Genomic DNA, 22,129 nt, shown 5'->3' with positions numbered 1-22,129 from the left:
TCTGATCTACACTGTTATCTTGTTTTCACCTGATTCATCTGATTTGCCAACATAACAACCACTCCTTTGCTTATGAAGATCATAAATCTTCTTGATTCTAAAATTTACTATAATGGGAAATATGGAAAATGTCAACTATTTTGTTTCAAAATAGCGATAAGTTAAGGTATCAAAAACCGTAATACGGCGGTATCCAGTCAAAGACGGCATGGATCCGCCCCTTCTGCTGTCGTACATATACCGCCGTTAAGGCCGTTCGTTTACTTACGGTTGCTAAAATACTTGATCAGTTCAATGATGATCACTACGGTAAGTACGGTAATGACTGTATTGACCGGATTCTCAAATAGCTTTGAAAAAAATTCACCTGCGTTCATGATCCGTTTCTCCATTTGTTTGATGTATCTTATTATAATATAAAAATATCTGTAAGGCAAGGCCGCGGGCCTGTCAATGGTTTAGGTTCCCTGTAACCCGGATACTGGTTTCCCCTCCCGGATTACCAGCGGGATCTCCTCTACCCCCGTCAGCCCCTGGCGTCCCACGGTTATCTGTAAGATCATGGTTTCATCCGTTCCCGGCGGAATCTGTTTGTCAAACACGAAATTTCCCAGACTGTAATAAATATACCTGTCCTTATAGATTTCCGGCTCCTGCAACACATGGGGATGGGCGCCCACTACAAAGTCCGCCCCAAGGTCAATGGCCTTCTTGGCAATCCGTTCCTGCATATCGCTTTTATACCGCTGGTATTCAATCCCCCAGTGAAAATACACGATTAAAAAATCACATTGGACAGCGGCGATATCTTCTTCCAGCCCGGAAAAATCCATGGTACTGATATATTGGACCGTGGGTTTTTCCTCGTGAAAGAAAAAACCTTCCGGGGGAAGGGCGCTGTAGGCCAGAACACCTACCCGGATCCCGTTTTTTTCAAAAATATAAGGCTGTTTCAGGGAAGCATTTTCCGATGCTTCCACATAGGCCAGGCCGCTGTCATCCAGATACTTCATGGTGTCATGAAGCCCGGCGCTCATGTAGTCCATGGAATGGTTGTTAGCCAGATTTATACAGTCGAATCCGGCCTGTTTTAAAGAAGCGGCATTTTCCCGGTCCGCCCTGAACAGGAAACGCCTGGCCTTGTTGGCTGCATTTTCATTCTCTGTAATGGGACACTCCAGGTTTGCGATGGTCAGGTCATCCTTCAAAAACCACTGGCGTACATCTCCATAGGGATAGTCATAGCCGTATTCATCCAGGTATTTCTGTACGCCCCTGGAAAGCATGATATCCCCCACAATAGAAATGGTGACCTCATCCGGTTCCGCCTTAAACCGGATGAAGGCTCCCATTCCCATGATTAGGGCAAACAGTGTGAAATATAAACGTCTGCGCTTTAACATCCCGTGGAATACGGTTCATCCGGCACGGGAACTTCCCCGCCGGAAGTCTTATCCATAAATGAATCCGTAAAAGGCGGTCTCTGGGGCGGATTTTGTTTGAGCTGTTCCTGCCATTCTTCATCGGTCAGCCGTTCCCCGGACACGAACTCATAATAATCAAACACAGCTCCCCTGGTAAGATAAATTTTCCCATACTGCGACACAGCCACATAAATCTCAGCCGCAGTTCCCACACCTGCCTCAAGATAGGCGCTGTCACTGGTATGGACATCAGCGATTACGGCCATATGTTTGTCCGTGTCCGACTCCACCAGATACCAGTCGCTGGCCTCTGCTATGGAACTGCTGAGATACTCCAGCGTGCCGCCGTAGGTCAGCAGGGAATAGTGTTCTTCCAGGCTCAGGTCCTCACCGTTCAGTTCCTTCCAGGCACAAGTTTTAAGGAAATCCAGCATATCCTCAAAGTCCAGCATTTTATACTTCATGCTGTCGCTTAGAAGTCCCCTGTCGGACAGATTTTCCCTTGTAGTTGTTGTAAGCCAAAGGAGGCGGTTGAAAAATTCAGGATTCGGTTCCACATATCCCAGTATCTCCGGCGGTTCGTCACCACCGCACTCTGTTCCCGACTGTTTTCCGTAAAGTATGGTATCGTGACGTATTTCCGCCCAGCTTCCAAGGGCGGTGGACAGGGATTTGTCCTCCCAGGCTGTATTTCTCATAAACAAGGGGTAGCCGCTGTCCACTCTGGATGTCAGGCTTTTCAGACAGTACAGCCAGCCGTTGTAAAGATTGCCGGTCTGTTCCTCCACGGTCTGGGAACGGAATTGGTCCGCCAACTTACGGAAATTTTCCTCGTATTTGTCCCACTGCTGTTTCGGCTGGTAGATTTCATCCAGTATCTCCTCAGCACGCTCCGAGCCGAATACGGCAAATACATCCATTCCACATGGGAAGGGACGTTTGTATGGTTCTGTCAGCTCTTGCAGGATTTCCGAATCAGGAATATACCTCTGCCCCATAAAACGCATCTGGGGCTGGGTGACGATCCCCTCCATCTTCCATAAGATATCCGCATTTCTCATCTGCTCCACTTCGCGGTAAAAATCCTCCAGCTTATGGGGAATTTGATTCATATCAGGTTCATTTGTATAGACTGTTTGGACTGCCTGGGCAACTTCATAAGGGGTTATGTCATCGGATTCTCCTGCAAAAAAGCTGGTGGTGCTGTAGATATTTTCCCACAGCTTCACACCGCTGTCGGCAGGTGCTTTGCACAGAGCCATCACGGTCACAATGGCCCTTATGGCGGATTCCTCATCCCTCTGCCCCTTTTCATCATAGAACGGCATGGGTACAATGCCGTACCAGCTCATGGCCCGGAAGTATTTCCCCAATTCATCGCTTCTGGTATAGTGCCCCCTTATCTTAAAAAGGGAATATTCAATATCAAAGCCGAACATGGGGGAGGCAGCTTTCCCGGACGCGGCCTGGACCAGATCATATTCCTGTCTTGCAAGATCTGCGGCCTCTGCCGGAAAATCCTCCGGCAGCTTTTGACCAAGAGCCAGGCCGGCTACTCCGAAATATCCCAGCATTTTGCGGATACTATCTTTTACCTCTATATTATCCGCATCCTGGTATTCGTTTGTCAGCTCCCTTATCATGCTTTCGTTAAGCCGGTTCAGGTCGTCACACAAAAATTCGGTTTCCAGATTACGCAGCGAGTAGTCATAGAAGATGTGATAGAGCTGTAAAACGGAATCCGCGGTCACAAAACCGGGGATTTTTTTGTAGGTATTATCCTCATAGATGTAGAACAGCTGCTGGGAATCCGTGGGTGTTACCACAAAACCATTCTTTGAAATCATTGCCCTCTGCTCCTGGGTCAGATTGGAAAACTGGTCCATGTTCTCAATATTGGACAGATCGGCATTAAGTGAGTAGGCGGGAACCTTGGCCTCAATGGTTAAAGGTTTATATTCCTCACTGGAAATATGAAAGCCGGGTTTGAAATCCAGATTCATTTTCACTTGCCGGGAGCCCTTGGGCTGGGGATCGGGGGCAGAGGGTATGTCCGCATTTCCATCCTTTTCAGGAAGGCTCTCTTCCACCACAGAAGGTTCCGGTTCTTTGTTCAGCCGCTCACTGGTTTCATGAGCTGAACAGGCGCCTACAGATATCAGTATCATTCCAATGCTCAGCACCAATAAAGCTTTTTTATTCATCCTCTCATCTCCTCTCACTCCTGGGTTAATATAAGTGTTTCATTTTCCAGCCGGAGCATATAGCTCTCCCCCGCTATTGTTACGGATATGTTTTTCTCTTTATGGTTTATATGATTTGAAAAAAACGCTTCTTCCTTTACTTCATCCGAAACCGCTGTTACCTCAAAACCAAACCCCTTCCAGTCGTACGCTGCAAATAAGATATCCCCTTGCTCCGTCCTCTCTATGGAGATGATCTCATCCGCTCCGTCCCCATCCATGTCATGGAGTATGTATTGGTCAAAGGGCCTTGAAAGCCGGGAACCCAGCCAGACCGGCTCCAAACCGCCGTCCGCAAGATCATAGAAAAAAGGCCGTTTTGCCGGGACCGGATGGAATTTTGTGGTTTTATAGACGCAGACGGCAATCTCCACCACGCCGTCACCATTGATATCCCCAGCCTGTATCTTCATGGGCTTAATATCGGAGAGGTCAAATGACAGATCCGGTTCTCCCTTTACGACTGGTTTATGATCTGTGATCTCAAAATCGGAATATATTTTTATTTGATCACCGTATGCTTCGCCTGTATCCAGGACCATATTTGGATCATTGCCGACCACAACCAGAAGCTCTTCAAGTGAATCATTGTCCATATCCGCAACAAACCATGAAATAATATTGGTTTCCGCCGTGTGATCAACGGCAGCCGTAATGGCTGCGGCCCCTATGGTGACTGCGGCCGCTGGTAATAACGCGGCCAGACACAGGGCCGCTGTCAATTTGGGCTTCATATAGCAGTTCCTCTCCATCGCGTTTTACTGCGGGGTCAGTGTGTTCCATACGGTCTGCCTGATCCATCCGCTCCAAACATATCCTCAAATGCCCGCAGACACTCTCCCTTTTTAGAGCGGTCCATAACTGCAAACACCACACTGTCAAAGGTATCTGCAAAATATTCTATAAGCAGTTCTTTCCACCAGCAGGCTATTTTGTGCGGATCATTGCGGAATACGCCGCACCCGTAAGCCCCAAGAATGAGATGACGGTGGTCCATCTGCACGAACAGGGCCAGGGCCAGTTTCATCCGTTCATACATGGCGGTTTCCCCTTTATGTATATCTTCTCCCTTTTGCATTACCTGTCCCATGTTGACAGCCGGCAGTGTGAGCACGGAAGCTGTCACAGGCTCCTCCAGCAGTTCAAACCGGCCATCGCGGAAAAACACCACTTCAGGTGAATAGATGGCGTGATTGGTGTATATCATGGATGGGCAGTTCCGGTTGTTCTGATAGTATTCCGGGTGCCTGGTCAGGGTCTGGTAAAGTCCGCTGGAAGCAGCGATGCTTTCTTCCTGTGCCATTGCCCCGTTTAGGAACCCTCCTCCGGGATTCTTGGCACTGGCAAAGTTCAGTACCCCCGGGTTCACAGTCCCTTCCCGTGACAGCCGGAGAACGGCATCCACAGTGGAGCAGTTCATGGCCCTCATCACCGGTAATCTGCCGGGCGGCTCCCGCTTCACATAGGTTGCTGCAAGGGTCTCTGCCTGCTCCGGGGTGAATAGGAGGCTGTTGTCAACAGATGCCCTGTGCTGTTTTATAATATCAATTGTCGTTCCGTGGGCTTCGTAGGTTCCCCGTTTCATGATCTCCAGTGTTTCTCTGGCAATTGCTTTTCTGTCCATTTAAAACTCCTTCCATTTTTTCCTGTACAGCCTGGATGGACGGTGGCCTTCGTTCCCCGTGTAGGAATCCGTCTCCTCCACCAGGGAGGCTGCTTTTCTGCGGAACGCTGCCTTTAATAGGCGTTTCCCCAGAATCACTTCATATACCTGCTGCAGCTGTGTCAATGTAAATTCAGAGGGCATCAGGTGGAGGGCCAGTCCGCTGTACTCCACCTTTCCCCGGAGCCGTTCCAGGGCATAGGTGATGATCCTGGCATGGTCAAAGGCCAGGCCGTTGTTTTCTGTTATCCTGTAGTCAATGATGGTATCGTTCTCTGTTTTGGTAATGCATTTCTCAATGATAGAAGAAAGACAGGTACTGCCTCCGGTTAATTCCAGCTTATAATGCTGGACACGGATCACTCTGGGCGCCTCCGTATCCGCGGGAACGGGATAATCCGTATGTTCATCCATCAGATGGAAGGATATGTGGAACCAGCGGGCATTGTCCGCATCATCCCCTGCTGTTATAAAGACTTTGGAGCTGTCGATCAGCGCCATATAGGAACAGCTCATAACCCAGGTGCGGGGATCGCGCCCGGGATCACTGAAGGTATACAGCTGTTCCATATATACATGGTCCAGCCCGGTTTCTTCCCTAAGTTCCCTTCTGGCAGCCTGTTCCGTGGTCTCATCCGGCCTTACAAAGCCGCCGGGCAGGGCCCAGGAGCCCAGATAGGGATGGACCCCTCTCTGAACCAGCAGTATGCCCAGTTCCTTCTCAGGAAGCTTCCTGTAATTATCTTCTGTTTCTTCCAAAACCGTGAAAATAGCCATGTCCGCTGCCACGGAAGGCCGTTCATAGCGGCCGGGATCATAGGATTTTAAAAATTCGGCTTCCGTCAGACCGTTCCGGTCAAGTATTCCAATGTCTTTGCCCATTCCTGTCACCCCTCCTTTTCCTGTTCCATCAGGATGTCCCTGGCCTCGGTCAGGGCAAAACCCAGAAGGTTGCTGCCTTTCCACTTTACAGGGCATTTGGCATCCGGATTACTCTTTCCCATGCCAATACCCCAGATGCGGTCCCTTGGGCTGGCCTCCACCAGTATCCTGTTTTTAGTGGAACGGAGAAATTCCCACAGTTCCCGGTTCTGGGAAAATTTTGCCATGCTTGCTTTTTTCACAATATCGTAACACGAATTCTCCCATATTTCCTGATTAAAATTGCGGACGCTGCGGCCATAGGCTTTCATGGCCTTGGGATGTTTGGCGCCCAGGATCAGGGAAAGCATCTCCTTGTCATGGAACATCCTGGCCTTTTCCGCCATCATGAACTGCTCCGCGCAGGAATACGTGATTCCTTCTATCTCAAAACGTGCCATCCACCACTGGCTCAGGCAGGTCTCGGTGATCCTTCCCCTGGGATCCGGTGTATGCCCCCAGAAAAACAGGAATTTATAATGTTGGCCTTTGTTATATGCTTTTTTCAAATCTTCCAATGAGTAAACCATGTCGCTCTCCTCCTTTGGATTATGCGGGATAGATGTAATAGTAATATGGTGTTAGTAATGCGATGGTAATGATGGAATGATAGTAATAATATGTTAATAACAATTCGTTACTAACATCATATATGCTTTCCATTTGATTGTCAAGAAGATTTGGTAAAATGTAACAGAAAATGAATGAGTAGAAGGTGAAAGGTGAGAAGACAGATAAAAGCATTAAGATGGGATTGATAGATAAAGGAACACCGAAAAGTTAACATAAATATTTTATGTTAACTTTTCGGCATAACACTGTTTTTTGCCGGTTATTTTATTTCGCCTATAATGGTGATCCTGCCGCTCTCAAAAAAACCGGTGCAATTATAAGCCCATCTGCCGGCTGAAAGATCGATGGTTTTAGTCTCGTCTGAGCCGCCAAGGGTAATGCGCTGTTCCTTGTTGTCAGGTGAAAAGAGGAATAAATCAACGGTTCCTCCCTTGATATCAGACTGGATGACAAGAGTTAAGGCCTGATTGTGGTTTACCTCGAAACTGCCTGATTTGGTGATGGCGTTTTGTCCATTACTGGATAAATTTATGACTACATCCCCGGCTTCCTTTTGGGCGGCCTCCTCTGCAGAGGCTTCCTGTCCGGAGACATTTCCCTGTAACTGATCAGGAACTGCGGCGTAAGCGCCGGTAAATACTCCGCCGAAACAAATGGTAAGTGTCAGGAGGAATGATAATATCTTTTTCATTTTAGATGGTCTTTTAAAATTCATGATAGCGTCCAACCTTTCCTTTAATAATTCCCTGCTTTCATTTAATGTAACAGAAGCCAGTGGGTTTTGATAGTTTCCTTTGGTCTTTACGGCACCCAGCAAAGTGTTCCCATAGTCCCTCATTGCGCTTTTGTCCAAATGCCGGATGATCATTTCATCACATGATAATTCACATAGGCGGTTGACATCCTGCGCCATTAGATATACAAGCGGGTTAAACCAATGCAGGCATATTGTTGTTTGCATAAGCCATTTGTAAAACATATCTTTCCGCTTGTGGTGAGTCAGTTCATGTTTGATCGTATATTGGAGGTCCAAATCCGGATAATCTGTTCCCGGCAGCACGATGCAGGGGTGAAAAAAGCCAATAAGCAGCGGGGAGGATATAAGGGGGTTAATATATAGTTCCACCGCCCCATGGATCTTTGCTTCTTCTGCCGCCTGTCCCAGTTGTTCTAAAAGGCGGAGGTCGTCAACCGGAGAACGACCGGCTTTTATGTATTTTATAAAACTCTGGTAAATGGTGATCTTTCGGATCAGAAGCATAAGGGCGGCCGCCAGCCAGATTATGCCTCTGTTTTGTGCCAATGTTAAAAGACAGCCTTGTATGATCCGCAACGGGAAATAGCTCTCCTCTTCTGCTGGGGGGTCAGTGGGGAGATCATTTGGAGCAGCTTCATCTCCTGCTTGCGGCACAAAATGTAATCCGGGCAGCCTTGATCCTTCTGATCGTAAAACAGCGCGGTCATGGTTTCTAAAAAAATTTCCCACAAGGCTGTGTTCCGGCGCAAAGGGGAGCAGCAGCCTGGCGATCACAATGAGCCAAATATAATACTGCCATACCTTGCTCATATTTGATTTGAATAAAGGCCTGCAGAGAAAAAGGACAAGAATAAGGATCGATCCGGAAAGGGATAGGGACAAGCATAGTTTTAGCATGTCGTTCATTTGCTGCCTCCGCTCCTTTCCCAATGACGCTTTAAGTCCTCGTATTCCTCACAGGAAAGCAAGTCCTTTTGCAACAGAGTGGCTACAAGTCCTTTTGCATCGCCTTCATAGATCTTTTCGAGAAAATCCTGGGTCTGTGTGGCTTGATACTCTGCCTCGGAAATAACAGACGTGTATTCATTCCTGCGCCCTATCTTATTCGTTTTCAAAAATCCCTTGTCAACTAACCTTGAGCATAAGGTGATGATCGTGTTTTTAGTCCAGGGAGTGCCCTTCTCCTCCAGTGCTTTTACAAGGTCCGCGTACAAAGCTTTTCCTTTGCTGCCCCAGATTATTTTCATAAGTTCTAATTCACAATTTGATATCTGCTGCATTGCATCCCACCTCCAAATTGGATTACAATATGTACTCTAAATAGTATGATAACATTTTGTACTCCATATGGCAAGAGGAATCAATAAAATGGGATCAAATAAATGATTGGGAAACTCTGTAGAAATACACTTTGAAATGATAGAATTATCTCAGCAGCAATCACAAAGATGTTTAAGAGCAGTGAATTAGAAATTAAAAGGATTGCTGCCGGAAAGGTGGAATGAAAAAAAGGTCAAAAAATGGATTGAAACAATTCATCCTTATTCAATAGGCGCCTGGTAAAACCCGCCGTAGAAATTCTCGGTCTTGATCATATTTACGATCACATGCGGATCCTGCTCCCGCATCAGATGAACGATATCATTCACTTCATAGGAGGAAACCACTGTGTGGAGCAGATACATTTTGCTGTGGCTGTAGCCTCCCACAGCGTCCACACAGGATATGCCGTGCCTGTACTCTTTTACGTAAGCCTTGATCACATCCTCCGCATGGGTGGTGGTGATCTGCAGGGTTACCCGCTCATACCTGTGATGGAAGGCGGAAATGGCCTTGGTGGAGACAAACTGGAACAGGATGGAATACCCGGCATAAAGCCATCCGAACATATACCCGAAAATGCACAGGATAACGCAGTTGCCTGCAAACACATACTCCCAAATGGATTTCCCGGTCTTGTTGGACACATAAAGTGCAATAAAGTCAGTGCCGCCGGTGGAGGCATTTCCGCGCAGTGCAATGGCAATGGCAAGCCCGTACAGGAAGCCGCCGAACACCACATCCAGAAGCACATCGTTAAACAGTGGTTCAAAGTGGCATACCTTCAGGAAAAAACTGGCAAGGAATACCTGCAGCATGGAATAAAAGGTGAAACGCATACTGATGCTTTTGCTGCACAAAAAAGCCACCGGTATGTTGAGGACCAGCATTCCAAGGGATGTGGAGATATTATGCCCATATAAAGAGGCAATCCTGTCAATCAGGATTGCCACGCCGGTAAAACCGCTGGACAAAAGGTTGGCAGGCCGGATAAATGCCTGTATCACATAGGTCTGAAGCAGTGCGGAGACAACAACCGCCGCAATGGTTATAAGCCTGCGCACCATGATGTTTTTCTTGTATTTGGCAATCATAGCACTGTCTCCTCTGCCTCTCCTATACTTATGAGCAGTTTGCGCACCAGCTCTTTTGAAACCACGTCATAGGCGTCCTCGTTGGGCGCGGGTCCAAAGGCATAGGAAACATTGTTCACAATGGTGGTAGGATCTTTTACCCAGTCCTTACAGGAACTGTGCACCTGGGTGAGGCCGGTATCCTCCATCAGTTTTCTGGCATTGCCTGCATTGATGCCGCTGCCTGCCAGGATCTCAATCCTGTCTCCGTACATGGCCTGCAGTTCCTTTAAAAGAGCTGCCCCCTCTGCTGCCTTGGCCTTAAGTCCGCTGGTAAGCACCCGGTCAACCCCCATGTCAATGAGGATCTCCATGGATTGGTAGGGATCTTCCGTACAGTCAAAGGCCCTGTGGAACACGGCCTCCTTCCCGTATTCATGGATGATGGAGATCAGCCGTTCATTCTGTGCCCGGTTAATGGTGCCATCCGGGTTCAGACAGCCGAAGGCAATCCCGTCCGCGCCATGGCGGACCAGAAGACCGGTATCCATTTCCATTACTTCAAAGTCCTCTCTGCAGTAGCAGAATCCGCCGCCTCTGGGACGTACCATTGCCACTGTTTTCACAGCGCAGTGCTCCTTCACAAGCTCCAGGGTGCCCAGGGAAGGGGTAAGCCCGCCCAGATGCAGCCCGCTGTTTAACTCAATCCTCTTGGCGCCCCCACAAGCGGCCTGAACCGCATCATAGTAGCTGCCGCAGCATATTTCCAACATAGTTTCTGTTCCTTTCCATCTGAATCTGATTCATTGGTATGGCGGCCTCTTACAGCTGTCCCAGACGGTACAGTGCCAATGCATATATCCTGGCATTAGAGATCAGGTCCTCCACGGTCATCCATTCATTGGGATTATGGCCGATCCCCTTTTGTCCCGGAAAGCTTGGACCAAAGGGCACGATCCCCGGCATCCCCTTTGCATAGGTCCCGCCTGTGGTGGTGACCGGCGTACCGTCCCGGCCTGTTACGATCTCGTAGCTTTCCTGAAGCGCCTTTACCATGGGGCTGTCCTTTTCAAATATAACCGGATCATAGTTGGTCAACAGCTCTGTGTGAAGCCCTGAGTCCGACACTTTCTCTCCGATTTTTTCCATGACCTGTCCAATGGAAAAACCACCCGGATAGCTGAGTGTCACGTCAAAGCTGACCGTTTCATCCGCGCATCCCAGCTTATAACCGCGCATTTCCATGGTCCCATATTCCTCGTGGAAAAAGTCAATGCCCAGCCGGTCCCCTGTATTTTTCGCCCCGATAAAATACTGGTTCACAAATTTAAAAAATGGCTGCAGACTGTCTTTTTTACCTAAGATCCGGACAACGGCCCGTCCCCGTTCACTGTATACCACCGGATATTTGCAATCCGGTGTAAATCCATAGATGGGGGGATTTTCCTTTGTGAGGTAATACTTTAAATCCTCAAAGCCTGTTTCTTCGTCACAGCCAAAGATGATCCTCACCGGATGCTTTAGCGTGAGACCCAGCTTTTTAAGGGCTGCCAGACCGTAAAGGCAGGCCAGCACAGGCCCTTTATTATCCAATACTCCCCTGCTGTAAATGGTTCCGTTCTCCATGTATCCGCTAAAGGGCGGCTGCTTCCAGCCCTCCCCCGCCGGAACCACATCCACATGCCCTATGGCGCAGACGTAACTGTCTTCTCCCCTGCCATACTGGGCATAGCCAATGCGGTTGTCAAGATTCACAGTGTCAAAGCCCAGGCGTCCGCCGATATCCAGCGCCCTTAAAAGCGCCTGCTTTACGCCGTGGCCGAAAGGGGCATCCTCTGATGCCTCCCCCTCCACGCTGTCGATCCGTACCAGCTCAAGGATACTTTGGATCATTTCATCCTTAAAGCTGTCCACGGCTTCTATAATACTCTGATCCAAGCCTAAATTCAACCCCATGTTTTATTCCTCGACAGGCGCCATACGCGTCTTCATGTAATGTTCCATCCACTCCTGGGAAGCGGTTTCAAAGGTACAGTGTCCGTCCTGGCCCCGGGTCACCAGATAAACGGTGGGTTCCTGGTTTTCCGTGACGACCGCAAAGGAAAATCCCTCAATGTTGGTGGCAACGCCCCATTCACCCTTGGGATTCATGGCGATCAGGGATAGGTCTCCGGCCTGGCCCCTTCTCTCCTTCAGCTCCGCGTCCAGCTTATTCACAGCTGTCTCACATGCCTCCTGGGGATGCATGCCCTCACCCATGAGCCTTACGATCTCATAGGAAATGCAGCCCTTCATCAGGTCTTCCCCCAGTCCGGTTGCGCTGGCAGCCCCCCGCTTGCTGTCCGCATAAAATCCGGAGCCTGAGATAGGGGAATCTCCCACCCGCCCCTTTTTCTTCATAAAAAGACCGCTGGTGGAGGTGGCGGCAGTCATTTTGCCTGTGGTATCCAGGCAGGCCATTCCCACGGTGTCGTGTCCGGAGTAAGGTTTGATCTCCATGGCGGCCACTTCCTTGACCCGCTTGCGGTAGTGTGCCTTGGCGCGGTCGGTCAGCATGTTCTTGCGCTCAAAGCCTTCCTTGTGGGCAAACTTCTCAGCGCCCTCAGCCACCAGCAGGCTGTTGACCTTTTCATGGCTTAAACGCCTTGCAATGGAAACAGGGTTGGCAAAATCCTTAATCGCCGCCACTGCACCGATATCCAGTGTGTCCCCGTCCATAAACGCGGCGTCCATCTCCACTTCCATCTCCTCGTTTGGAAGTCCTCCATATCCCACGGACTTATAGTATGGAAAATCCTCCACCTCACGGATGGCTGTCTCAATGGCATCCCCCGCGTCCTTTCCGTCCTTTAAAAGCTGGGCGCCCTTTGTAATCCCTTCCACGGCCATACGCCAGGTTGCGATCATTCCCCACATGACAGATTCCTCCTTATCCAATGAATTATTTAAAACAGAATGTATTCTTAAGTCCGGTTATGTCTTCCCCGTCAGCCAGGGCCTTGGCCATGGCGCACATGTTTTTCAAGGCATCGTTTAAGCCCATTCCGCCCTTTTTTGGCGTTTCCACAATGGCCACCTTATCCTTATATGCCGCAATGGTGTCCGCGTTTTCCGCTGACATGGCTGCAAAGGCCTTTGCATTGGTGGTTGCGTTGATGTCACAGGCAACCTTTGCACACATGGCCGCGTAGTCCGCATAATTGAATGCCGGTCCGCACATGACCACATCCGGCTGAAGTTTATTTACCATGGCGCAGAGCTTGCGGCTCACTTCCTCCGGATTGGCAAGATAGGTGCCGTTGCCGCAGCACAGGCATGCTGCCACGTGTCCGTCCACCTGCTTTAAGAAGGGTTCCATCATGACCGCCGGGCCGATGGGTTCCTTTTTCCCTGTAAGGGGAACCATGGTATCGTCCTTTGTTCCAAGTCCTGACTGGATCTGATCATATATCATAATTATCTTCATATTATACACCTCTTGTTTTTATAATGGGCCTGCACAAAAGGTACAGGCCCCGCTGGTTTTACAGGTCATCAAAGGAAAGGTCGTCAAAATCAATATCATCATCATCTTTGCTTTCAGCAGCTTTGGCTTCATCAGCCAGATACTGTTTATCCATCATTTTAATAAACGGCATGTAGATGAATACGCCCAGGATCAGAAGCAGCAGCTGGAGCACGGCGCCCTGCCATCCTGTTGCCAGGAAACCGGAAAGCACAACCGGCATGGTCCAGGGGATTGCAACGCCGGAACAGAGAGGAACCAGGCCGATGCTCATGCAGACATAGGAAATAACAATGTTAATGGTCGGCACCAGCATGAACGGAATGAGGATCATGGGGTTCAGCACAATGGGAAGACCGAATACAATGGGTTCATTGATACCGAACACACCGGGGATAAATGCCAGCTTGCCAAGCTCTTTAATACGTTTGGAGTGGCAGAATAACAGCATGGCGATGAGCAGTGACAAGGTGGAACCGCAGCCGCCAAAGGTGGCGAACAGGTCCTGGAACTGCTGGGAAATAATATTTGGCAGCGGCTGGCCTGCCTGGAAGGCCGCCAGGTTGTCTGCGGACAGGGTCTGCAGGATCGGGTTGAACACAGCGCCTACTACGGAACCGCCGTTTACTCCAAAGAACCAGAAAAAATGCAGGAATATATAAGCGATCACCATGGCCGGAAGCGTGTTTCCCAGTCTCAGTAACGGTGTCTGAAGGATGGTAAAGATAAAGGTAAATGCATCCCCATATGGAGTCATGGCAAATACAATGTTGATGACAAAGAACACCAGGACTGCCACACCGGCGGGGATCAGGGCTGAGAAGGACTTGGAAACGGTGGGCGGCACTCCGTCCGGCATTTTAATGACCCAGCCCTTTTTATTAACCCATGCATAGATATGCACGGAAAGGAAGGCTACAATGATGCCTACGAAGATTCCCTTGGAACCAACCCATCCCAGAGGGATGCCGGTTACTGTTGTGTCGCCGGACAGTATCTCGTAAGGCATGATCAGGAACCAGCACACCATGGCGATCGCTGCGCCGAACAGTTTATCCACGTTCATCTGTTCCGCAAAGGAATAGCCGATACCGATCACGGCCAGGATTGCCATAATGGTAAAGGTGGCGTCTGTTGGCTTTGAGAAGTAGGAGGTCCAGTTCTCTCCAAAGAACCTGGCCCAGAAGCTGCTCCAGCCCGGGATTGGGAAGTTGGCGATCAGCAGGAAGAAGGAACCTACAATCAACAGTGGCATGGATAACAGGAAGCCGTCACGGACAGCGATCAGATACTTGTTCTTACCGATTTTCTCTGCCAAAGGCATGAGTACGGACTCTAACTTACTTAACATTTTCTATTTCCCCCATATCAGATATTTTGTTCAATACGCCTGGGCGCTCTGCTATTCTCTATTTCGCTGACTTCATCAGCTTGATCGCTGATTTGAGAACTTTTTCGCCGTTCATCATTCCATAATCTGTCTGGTCGATCACTTGGATGGGGATACCTGAGCTGCCGTATTTTTCAACGATCTCCGCATAGCGGTATTTAACCTGGGGCCCTAACAGGATGACGTCAGGGTGCTTCTCGTCAATGATCTGACCGATCTTGCCGTCCGGAAATGCCTCTACCTCGATGGGAAGGTCATGGGAGTTGGCAACACCCTGCATTTTGCTTGCCAGCATACTGGTCGACATACCTGCGCTGCAGAATAAATATACACGTTTCATTGTAAAATCCTCCTTATGTTCTCATTCTTTATTATGGTTGTTTTTTTGTTTTTAATGATTATTTATTTTCCAGCTTGTTTTCCAGTTCAATGATGCGCTCGTAGCTTGCAATCATTTCCTCGGCAATGATCTTAAAGCTTTCCGCACTCATCAGCTGGTCTTCCGCATGGACCAGGATCAGTGAGCCGCCTACCTCCACGCCCTGGGCTTCCTTTTGTATCAGTTCAAAATGTACTTCATGTCCCACCAGGAACAGCTTCTGCCCTTCCTCGATGCATTTCCTTGCCCCGTCAAAATCCCCTGCTTTTGCTTTCTGGATCCCTTCAATGTAACTGGAACGCGCCGCTCCCACATTGGATATGATCTGAAAGCATGTCATCTCTAATCCCTCTACCATAGTGCTACCTCCTGTTTGCTGTTTTGCTTAAAATCGTAAATGAGAAAATGCAACAAAACGGTCTGTTTGCTGCATCTCTTATTAAGTTGCCTTTATTATAAGGCCTTTATTCAGTTTTTTTCATTAATCGGATTTCCTAGCTGTTAGGAAATTCAACCCATTATTTTGTCAATAAATTCCTCATAGGTGCAGGATGACACTAATTTTGCCAGCTCCTCGGGATGATTCACCACATTGCTGACCCAGTCAAAGAAGATCTTGATCATCCTCTCATCTCCTTCATTGATGGCAAAAAGCATGACCAGGCCCACGTCAAAGTTCCCCCAGCGCACCGTGTTCCTAAGCTGGGCTACCGCAATGGTGGAATTGCTGGCAAATGCCCCAAAAGCATGAGGAATTGCAAAGGCATTCACAAAGGAAGTCGGTGACATCTGCTCCCTTTTAAGAACGATATCCTTAAAATCCGGTTCCACAATGCCTTCCTTTTCCAGGCCGCGGCACAATAGGCATATAATTTCCTCCGGTGTCTCAAGTGTTACATTTTCATGAAAATGTTCCTTGCGTATCAGGCTGCCGATATGGGATGTGAATTCCAGCTGAAACCGTTTTTTGTCCAGCTTATTGATAGCCTGGAGGATACTGGATTCCGTCTCTGAATCCACAAACAGGTTGATGGGGACTGTTGGCACATCCAGTTTGTGCTCCAGAGGAAATGTGGTCAGTATCAGGTCAGGGTCCAGGGAGGAAGCTGTCTCTTCTTCAAAATAGCGGAAAATCCCCACCACTTCCATCCTCTCCCGGAACATTTCCGATATCTTCTTCACACACATATCAGAAAATGACTGGTTGTGTGGGATGATCATGATGGTCCTGTACTTTCCCGCACTGTTGATGCGCTCGCTGGCAGCCCCCAGGTGAAGGGCAATGTAACAGGATTCCACCTCGGATATGGGGGCGCCCAGTTTTTCTTCCAGCTGTTCCACCACATAGATACCCATGTCAAATACCAGGGGATACTTGCGCTTGATCTCCTCCACAAACACATCCTGCATATGGGCTTTGGCCTTAACGCGGTCTATGAGGCCGTGGATATGCATTTTAAGCCCGGCGATCAGGTCTCCGTCCTCCCGAAAGTCCAGGCCGAACAGGGAATAGATCCCCTCCAGGGCTTCGGTGACCAGCTTCTTTGTATTCAGCCATTTCCCCTCAAAGTTTACAAAATCACTGGTGTAGTTGGAAGCCCGCTTACCCATGATGACCAGGGCAAACATGCCCACCTCCCCATCGTGGACCGTTATGTGGAGCCGTTTGGATATGCGGTCAAAGAAGGTCTGGGAGATCTGGTATTCAATGGTATCCTTAAGCCCCTGGTTTCCATTTTCCATATTCACATAGTTGGAACAGTTCATGCGTTCAAGGCTGGTGCCCGCATGCAGCATGACCATGGGAAACATGGACTCATGGATGGAGTAGTCATACTCCTCCAGCACATCCACGAATATATCCTTGACCGCAAGAAGGTCAAAGCTTTTGTAAAGACCGGCCAGCAGGTTCATGTTGAGAAAATTCTCCTGGACCTCAGCTACCAGCAGGTCGCGGTAAAAACGCCGTTTGCTGGCCTCGTCCCCTTTCAGGGAAATGCATTCCTTGTTCCGGACCAGTTTCAGGTTTGAATAGGGCTCCAGCATTTTCCGTATGCGCTTTAGGTCATTGTCAATGGAATAACCGCTGACAAAGATCTGATCCTGGAGAGATACCAGGTTCAATTCCTTTGTATCAAACAGCAGTTTTTGTATGATGTATACACATCGTGCCCCGGGTGTCTGGGGGACGTCTGATTCATGGCCTTGTTTATCTGCTTCAGGCAGGCAGTCTTGTGCTCCCTCCATAACACGATAACCCTGGCGCACATTGGATTCAATGGGCGCCGGGGTTATCCGTTTATTGATGGACTCCACATCAGAGCGGATGGTCCTGTCTGAAACCTGCAGAAGGCCGGCCAGCTGCCGGCTGGTCATCCAGTCCCCCCGTTCAGAAAGTATGGATAGCAGCTGTTCCTGTCTTTTGTTCTGCATGGTTTAACTCCTTATCTGTTTTTCTTGTCATGCCTTACAGAAAGCAAACACCTTCCAAGGCTCCACATAATTCAGCAGGACATGCTCATATTCCGGCAGGTGGCCGATGACATTTTTACGTCCGTCATTGGGCATATCTTTTAATACAATGTGCAGTTCCCCCTTATATTTCAGGTAGCCGTCATTGAGGATGACCACATCACCCCGCTTTAAATCCCGTGTGTTGGCAGCCGGGATGGACTCATCCGCAAAGGTTACCCTGGGCCAGGTAGAGCGTATCATATATTCGCTCATATCACCGCGGACCACGTGCTTTGGCTCGTAGTCCAGGATCTTCTGCTCTGTCCGGGTCAGTTCCTTTTCTAAAACCAGCCCGAATGTGAGGATGCTGGGATTCACGGCCGCGCATGCCTCAAGCTCCTCAGCTGAGGCGTATGCATTGGCAATAAGGACATCATCCACCATTCCTGTGGCAAACAGGTGGCGGGCCTGGAAGCCGATGGGCAGGCCGCGGTGCATCTCCAGCGTACAGAGCCCTTCATTGACCGGCCAGGGACCATAGGTGCCTTCATTGTTGCTGGAAATAAAGGCGGCAACCGGAAGATACATGGATTTCATCTTTTCATTGCATTTGTTAAAATGTTCCAGACTCAGTCCGGAATATTGCTGGGGATAGAAATTGTGGCATGTGACCAGTTTGGACCGGTCAGGGTGGTGGTCCATGATGTTTTCCACGTAAACCAGCTGGGTGCTGGCATTCAGTTCAATCTTCAGCCCCTGGGGATTATAGGTCATCAGACTTTCCTTCATGCCGTCAAAACCCTCGTCCAGACGGATCCCATCCACATGCATGTCCTGGAAGACAGACAGATCCTCATAGGAGATCCCCATTTTGGAAAATACCGCAGGGCTTACGTCAGGGATGATCTCCATGCCGCACTCATGGGCCGTATCCGCAAGAAGACGGAATTCACTGACTACCTGTTCCCTGCTCTTATCTCCCACGCTTAACAGGCAGGTGAAGATCCTCTTGTACCCAAGACTCCCTGCCTTTCTTATATACGCCTGGTCGCGTTCCGCTGTGGAATGCTCCGGATAAACGGAGATACCTAATCTTGCCATAAATATATACCCCTCTTTCATTAAGTTGGCTGTCCTGCAGCCGGATCCAATATGCTGTTATCAATATAACCCATCCATATGGAAAAAGGGGGTAAAGATATTTCCTAGCAGTTAGGAAATCACAAAATCGTGCGCGTGGATCATAAAATCGTACGCATCAGTCCCTGCAGAAAACCGGCCGCCTGATCTTCGTCCGGTCCCTCCACCAGTAACTCCAGGCACTCTCCCTGACGGGCGCCCAGACTCATCAGCGCAAGTACATTCTTGCAGTCGGCACTCTTTCGTTCCCCTTTCAGGGTTATGCTGCTCTCATAGTCGGAGGCAGCCCTGCACAGGCTCATGGCATTGGTTGCATGAAGTCCCTGTTTGTCTGAAACAACGTATTTATAGCTTATCATATCATCATCATCCTTTGTTTATTCCTCCCCCCATTTTAACATAGTTAAGAATTCTTGACAACCGGGTGTGTAGATGGTTAAAATACTATCATTGGAATTTAGATGATGGAAGGAAACTAATAGAATGAAACTTCAAAGATTGCTGAGCCTGACCAGGCAGGCGCTGGACCAATATGGACTGATTCAGGATGGGGACCGGATCGCCGTGGGCGTGTCCGGTGGAAAGGACAGCCTGACTCTGTTGTATGCACTTCACCATTTGCAGAGGTTTTACCCAAAGAAATATGAACTGCAGGCCATTACCGTGGATTTGGGACTGGGAAACATGAATCTGGAGCCGGTCAGGGAATTATGCCGGGAGTTTGGGATCCCCTATACTGTGATTCCCACGGAGATTGGAAAAGTACTGTTTGAGATACGCAAAGAGTCCAATCCCTGCTCTCTCTGCGCCAAGATGCGCAAAGGTGCGTTTAATGAAAAGGCCAAGGAGCTGGGCTGCAATAAGATCGCATACGCACACCACAGGGATGATGTGATCGAGACAATGCTGATGTCATTGTTTTATGAGGGCCGTTTCCACTCCTTTTCCCCTTATACATATCTGGACCGGATGGATCTGACCGTGATCAGGCCGCTTTTGTTTGTGACGGAAGCGGATGTGATCGGGTTCCGGAATAAGTACCAGCTTCCCGTGTGCAAGAATCCCTGCCCCATGGACGGATATACCAAAAGGCAGTATGTTAAGGAGCTGATTCAGGACCTGCAGCAGGACAATCCCCATCTGAAGGATTGCCTGTTCCATGCCATTTTGGACGGGAATATAAAAGGATGGCCCCAGGCGTTGAAATAATGCCTGAGGCCGGTTTTATGATGGGCTCACTGTGGAAGTTATCAGACTCCCGGGCCTGCTTCTCCCGGACCTGTTGTACCGGGATCAGAAGGTGCAGAGTCCGGACCGCCGGTTCCCGGACCCGGCGTATCGGGCGCTTCTGTGGTGGGGGCGGAGGTTGGCTTTTCAGCCGGTTTTGTATGCTCCCCGGCTCCCGGGCCTTTGTCGGATTCCTTTGTCTCTTCATTGTCTCTGTCCGGCTCCTGGTGCGGCTTAGTGATCCCCGGACCGATCTCCTGGGTTTCCTCTGTTTCTTCTTCCGTGGGTTCTGTCTCCTCCTGCGTTGTCTCCTCCACACTCTCCTGGGTACTTTCCTCAGGAGCTGTTGTCTCCGGTGCAGGCGTCTGAGCCGGTGCTGTCTGAGCCGGTGTCTGTCCGCCGGAGGAACCGCCTGAACTGCCGCCGGAAGGTGCAGCCTTACCCTCTTCATAGAGGCCTGTCTCCTCGGAGATATGTGCGCTGATCTTCTTTACTGCTGAGGATGGGCTATAGCTTGTCTCCTCTCCGTACAGGAACTTATGGAGCAGGACAACGTTGCTCTCCAGGGTAGTGGGGATGACGCAGTCCATTTTCCCTACACGTTTGGTCTGCCTGGAGAAGGGGAAGCCTGCTGTTTCGCCAATATGGTATTTGTTGATATCCTTTACCAGGGGAAGTACGTCATCCGGCCCCACGCTGGTGGAAATCTGCGGGATCAGATAGGTGGCAAGGGAGGTAAGGGTGGATACATCAGCCTGCTTTGCCTTTTCAAGGGCCAGCATCACAACTTTTCTCTGGCGTTCGGTTCTCTGGAAATCCGTGTCCATCAGGCGGAGGCGGCTGTAAGCAACTGCCTGTACCCCGTCCAGATGATTGGGGCCGGGCGCTGAGAGCTGGACAGAACCGATTCCGGTGGAATTGACCGTTTCCGTGATAAAGCCGTTGATGTGTTTGAACTCCGCATCGGTGATATCGATATCCACGCCGCCCAGTATATTGATGGCCTCAGCCACGGACTTCCAGTTAAAGGTGGCATAGTCATCGATCTTAAGATCCAGATTTTCTTCCAAGGCAGCGACCGCCTGCTTCTGTCCCCCTTTAAAATATGCCTCATTGATCTTATGATAAGTGCCCTCTGAATTGATCTTGAGATAGGTATCCCTGTACACACTGACCAGCTTGATCTCTCCGGTGGAGCGGTTGATGCTGCAGATCATCTGCACGTCCGCCAGGGCGTTTTTTGTATTGCCGTCCCTGCTGTCCACGCCAAATACAGCCACATTCCAAATCCCTGTGGGTCTGTGGAGGAAAAGCCATGCTCCATAGCCAATGACTGCTGCAAGCAGTATGAGCAGGATTCCCTTCCAGCTTTTCTTTTTACGTCTTTTTGCCATCTGTCCCTGACCTGGACGCCTGGAGGCGTCTCTGTTCCTTCCGCTGCTGTCTGCATAAAAGTCATCCTCATCCTGGTAACGGGTCCGCTGTCCGGATTTGGAGGATTGAGATGTTTTCCGTGATTGTTTTTGTGTCTTGGAGGAAGGGCTGCCGGAAGGCCTTCTTCCCGTGTGCGCGGAATGGGCTTTGGAAGCAGCACCGGCCTGTCCTCCCGCCCTGGTATTCCCTGTCCTGTTGTTCCCGTTCCTGCTGTTTCCGATTCTGCCCTCAGATGCATCATAAAACTCATCATCCAAGTAACCGTACTCATCATTTTCATATCCCCCGCGGCTGTTGGTAACGTCAAAATCCACCTGACGCCGGTTCCGCCCTCCATATTCCTCCTCGCCAAACTCCTCATCAAAATAATATTCATCATCATAATTGTCCCGTAAGCCGGCTCCTGCAGCGGACCGATCAGGGGAAGCCGGACGGGCTGAGGATAAGCCGGATCTCCCGACAGATGGGTTAGACCTGCCCGCGGAGGGGTTCGGTCTTCCTGTGGAGCGCCTTGGTCCTCTGGTGCTTCTGGCCCGCATGCGTTCCAATTCATCATCATTATCATTGTAATTCATGGTAAAACACCTCATTTATCATTTAATTTAAAATGCTGTAACATGGTATTA

Annotated in this window: 21 protein-coding genes; 1 reads left to right on the top strand and 20 read right to left on the bottom strand. The window is 49.4% G+C overall.

Going from position 1 to position 22,129, the window contains the following annotated elements:
- Positions 1-458 precede the first annotated feature (458 nt).
- The 19 genes from ABID13_RS06815 to ABID13_RS06725 form a co-directional block, all read right to left on the bottom strand.
- The gene (locus tag ABID13_RS06815; protein WP_048930471.1) at positions 459-1,403 is read right to left on the bottom strand and encodes a CapA family protein; all 945 of its coding nucleotides are present in this window, start codon (positions 1,401-1,403) and stop codon (positions 459-461) included.
- Entirely contained in the window at positions 1,397-3,628 is a 2,232-nt protein-coding gene (locus tag ABID13_RS06810; protein ID WP_048930470.1) for a DUF3160 domain-containing protein, read from the bottom strand. The genes ABID13_RS06815 and ABID13_RS06810 overlap by 7 nt, the downstream gene beginning before the upstream one ends.
- Positions 3,629-3,642: 14 nt before the next feature.
- A complete protein-coding gene (locus ABID13_RS06805; RefSeq protein WP_048930469.1) occupies positions 3,643-4,401 on the bottom strand; it encodes a hypothetical protein in 759 nt (252 codons plus the stop codon).
- Positions 4,402-4,436: 35 nt separating this feature from the next.
- Positions 4,437-5,291, bottom strand: coding sequence for a TIGR02452 family protein (locus tag ABID13_RS06800; RefSeq protein WP_048930468.1), 855 nt, complete (start codon positions 5,289-5,291; stop codon positions 4,437-4,439).
- Positions 5,292-6,212 carry an NUDIX hydrolase gene (locus tag ABID13_RS06795; RefSeq protein WP_048930467.1) on the bottom strand — a complete coding sequence of 307 codons (921 nt, stop codon included), beginning with the start codon at positions 6,210-6,212 and terminating at the stop codon, positions 5,292-5,294. It abuts the gene before it with no gap.
- A 5-nt stretch (positions 6,213-6,217) separates the two neighbouring features.
- Entirely contained in the window at positions 6,218-6,781 is a 564-nt protein-coding gene (gene ybiA / locus ABID13_RS06790; RefSeq protein ID WP_007864787.1) for a riboflavin biosynthesis intermediates N-glycosidase, read from the bottom strand.
- A gap of 302 nt (positions 6,782-7,083) precedes the next feature.
- Positions 7,084-8,478, bottom strand: coding sequence for a M56 family metallopeptidase (locus tag ABID13_RS06785; RefSeq protein WP_242827927.1), 1,395 nt, complete (start codon positions 8,476-8,478; stop codon positions 7,084-7,086).
- Between the two features lie 5 nt (positions 8,479-8,483).
- Complete coding sequence (locus ABID13_RS06780) at positions 8,484-8,861, bottom strand: BlaI/MecI/CopY family transcriptional regulator (RefSeq protein WP_045092189.1); 378 nt, start codon at positions 8,859-8,861, stop codon at positions 8,484-8,486.
- 261 nt (positions 8,862-9,122) lie between these two features.
- Complete coding sequence (locus ABID13_RS06775) at positions 9,123-9,995, bottom strand: YitT family protein (RefSeq protein ID WP_007864795.1); 873 nt, start codon at positions 9,993-9,995, stop codon at positions 9,123-9,125.
- On the bottom strand, positions 9,992-10,747 hold the full coding sequence (locus ABID13_RS06770; RefSeq protein WP_007864798.1) for a copper homeostasis protein CutC: 756 nt from the start codon (positions 10,745-10,747) through the stop codon (positions 9,992-9,994). Before ABID13_RS06770 ends, ABID13_RS06775 begins: the two co-directional genes overlap by 4 nt.
- Positions 10,748-10,796: 49 nt before the next feature.
- The gene (locus tag ABID13_RS06765) at positions 10,797-11,930 is read right to left on the bottom strand and encodes a Sapep family Mn(2+)-dependent dipeptidase (protein WP_007864801.1); all 1,134 of its coding nucleotides are present in this window, start codon (positions 11,928-11,930) and stop codon (positions 10,797-10,799) included.
- 3 nt (positions 11,931-11,933) lie between these two features.
- Positions 11,934-12,890, bottom strand: a complete 957-nt coding sequence (locus tag ABID13_RS06760) for a glycosylasparaginase (protein ID WP_007864803.1) — start codon at positions 12,888-12,890, stop codon at positions 11,934-11,936.
- Between the two features lie 25 nt (positions 12,891-12,915).
- Positions 12,916-13,440: a GrdB-related putative oxidoreductase gene (locus ABID13_RS06755; RefSeq protein WP_007864805.1), complete on the bottom strand. Its 525-nt coding sequence runs from the start codon at positions 13,438-13,440 to the stop codon at positions 12,916-12,918.
- A gap of 58 nt (positions 13,441-13,498) precedes the next feature.
- Positions 13,499-14,830: a PTS cellobiose transporter subunit IIC gene (gene celB, locus ABID13_RS06750; RefSeq protein WP_007864808.1), complete on the bottom strand. Its 1,332-nt coding sequence runs from the start codon at positions 14,828-14,830 to the stop codon at positions 13,499-13,501.
- Positions 14,831-14,888: 58 nt separating this feature from the next.
- Positions 14,889-15,209: a PTS sugar transporter subunit IIB gene (locus ABID13_RS06745; protein ID WP_045092191.1), complete on the bottom strand. Its 321-nt coding sequence runs from the start codon at positions 15,207-15,209 to the stop codon at positions 14,889-14,891.
- A 58-nt stretch (positions 15,210-15,267) separates the two neighbouring features.
- A complete protein-coding gene (locus ABID13_RS06740) occupies positions 15,268-15,606 on the bottom strand; it encodes a PTS sugar transporter subunit IIA (protein ID WP_048930466.1) in 339 nt (112 codons plus the stop codon).
- A gap of 152 nt (positions 15,607-15,758) precedes the next feature.
- A complete protein-coding gene (locus tag ABID13_RS06735; RefSeq protein ID WP_045092192.1) occupies positions 15,759-17,681 on the bottom strand; it encodes a BglG family transcription antiterminator in 1,923 nt (640 codons plus the stop codon).
- 27 nt (positions 17,682-17,708) lie between these two features.
- A complete protein-coding gene (locus ABID13_RS06730; protein WP_040416836.1) occupies positions 17,709-18,803 on the bottom strand; it encodes a DUF871 domain-containing protein in 1,095 nt (364 codons plus the stop codon).
- A 140-nt stretch (positions 18,804-18,943) separates the two neighbouring features.
- Positions 18,944-19,201, bottom strand: a complete 258-nt coding sequence (locus ABID13_RS06725; RefSeq protein ID WP_007864823.1) for an HPr family phosphocarrier protein — start codon at positions 19,199-19,201, stop codon at positions 18,944-18,946.
- A 124-nt stretch (positions 19,202-19,325) separates the two neighbouring features.
- Here ABID13_RS06725 and ABID13_RS06720 point away from each other — a divergent pair, with 124 nt between their 5' ends.
- A complete protein-coding gene (locus ABID13_RS06720; RefSeq protein ID WP_007864824.1) occupies positions 19,326-20,051 on the top strand; it encodes a tRNA lysidine(34) synthetase in 726 nt (241 codons plus the stop codon).
- Between the two features lie 41 nt (positions 20,052-20,092).
- Here ABID13_RS06720 and ABID13_RS06715 read toward each other — a convergent pair whose 3' ends face one another.
- Positions 20,093-22,078, bottom strand: a complete 1,986-nt coding sequence (locus ABID13_RS06715) for an LCP family protein (protein ID WP_007864826.1) — start codon at positions 22,076-22,078, stop codon at positions 20,093-20,095.
- Positions 22,079-22,129 lie beyond the last annotated feature (51 nt).

This window comes from Enterocloster citroniae (assembly GCF_040545455.1).
GTDB lineage: Bacteria > Bacillota > Clostridia > Lachnospirales > Lachnospiraceae > Enterocloster > Enterocloster citroniae.
This window is presented reverse-complemented; position numbering and strand designations above follow the sequence as displayed.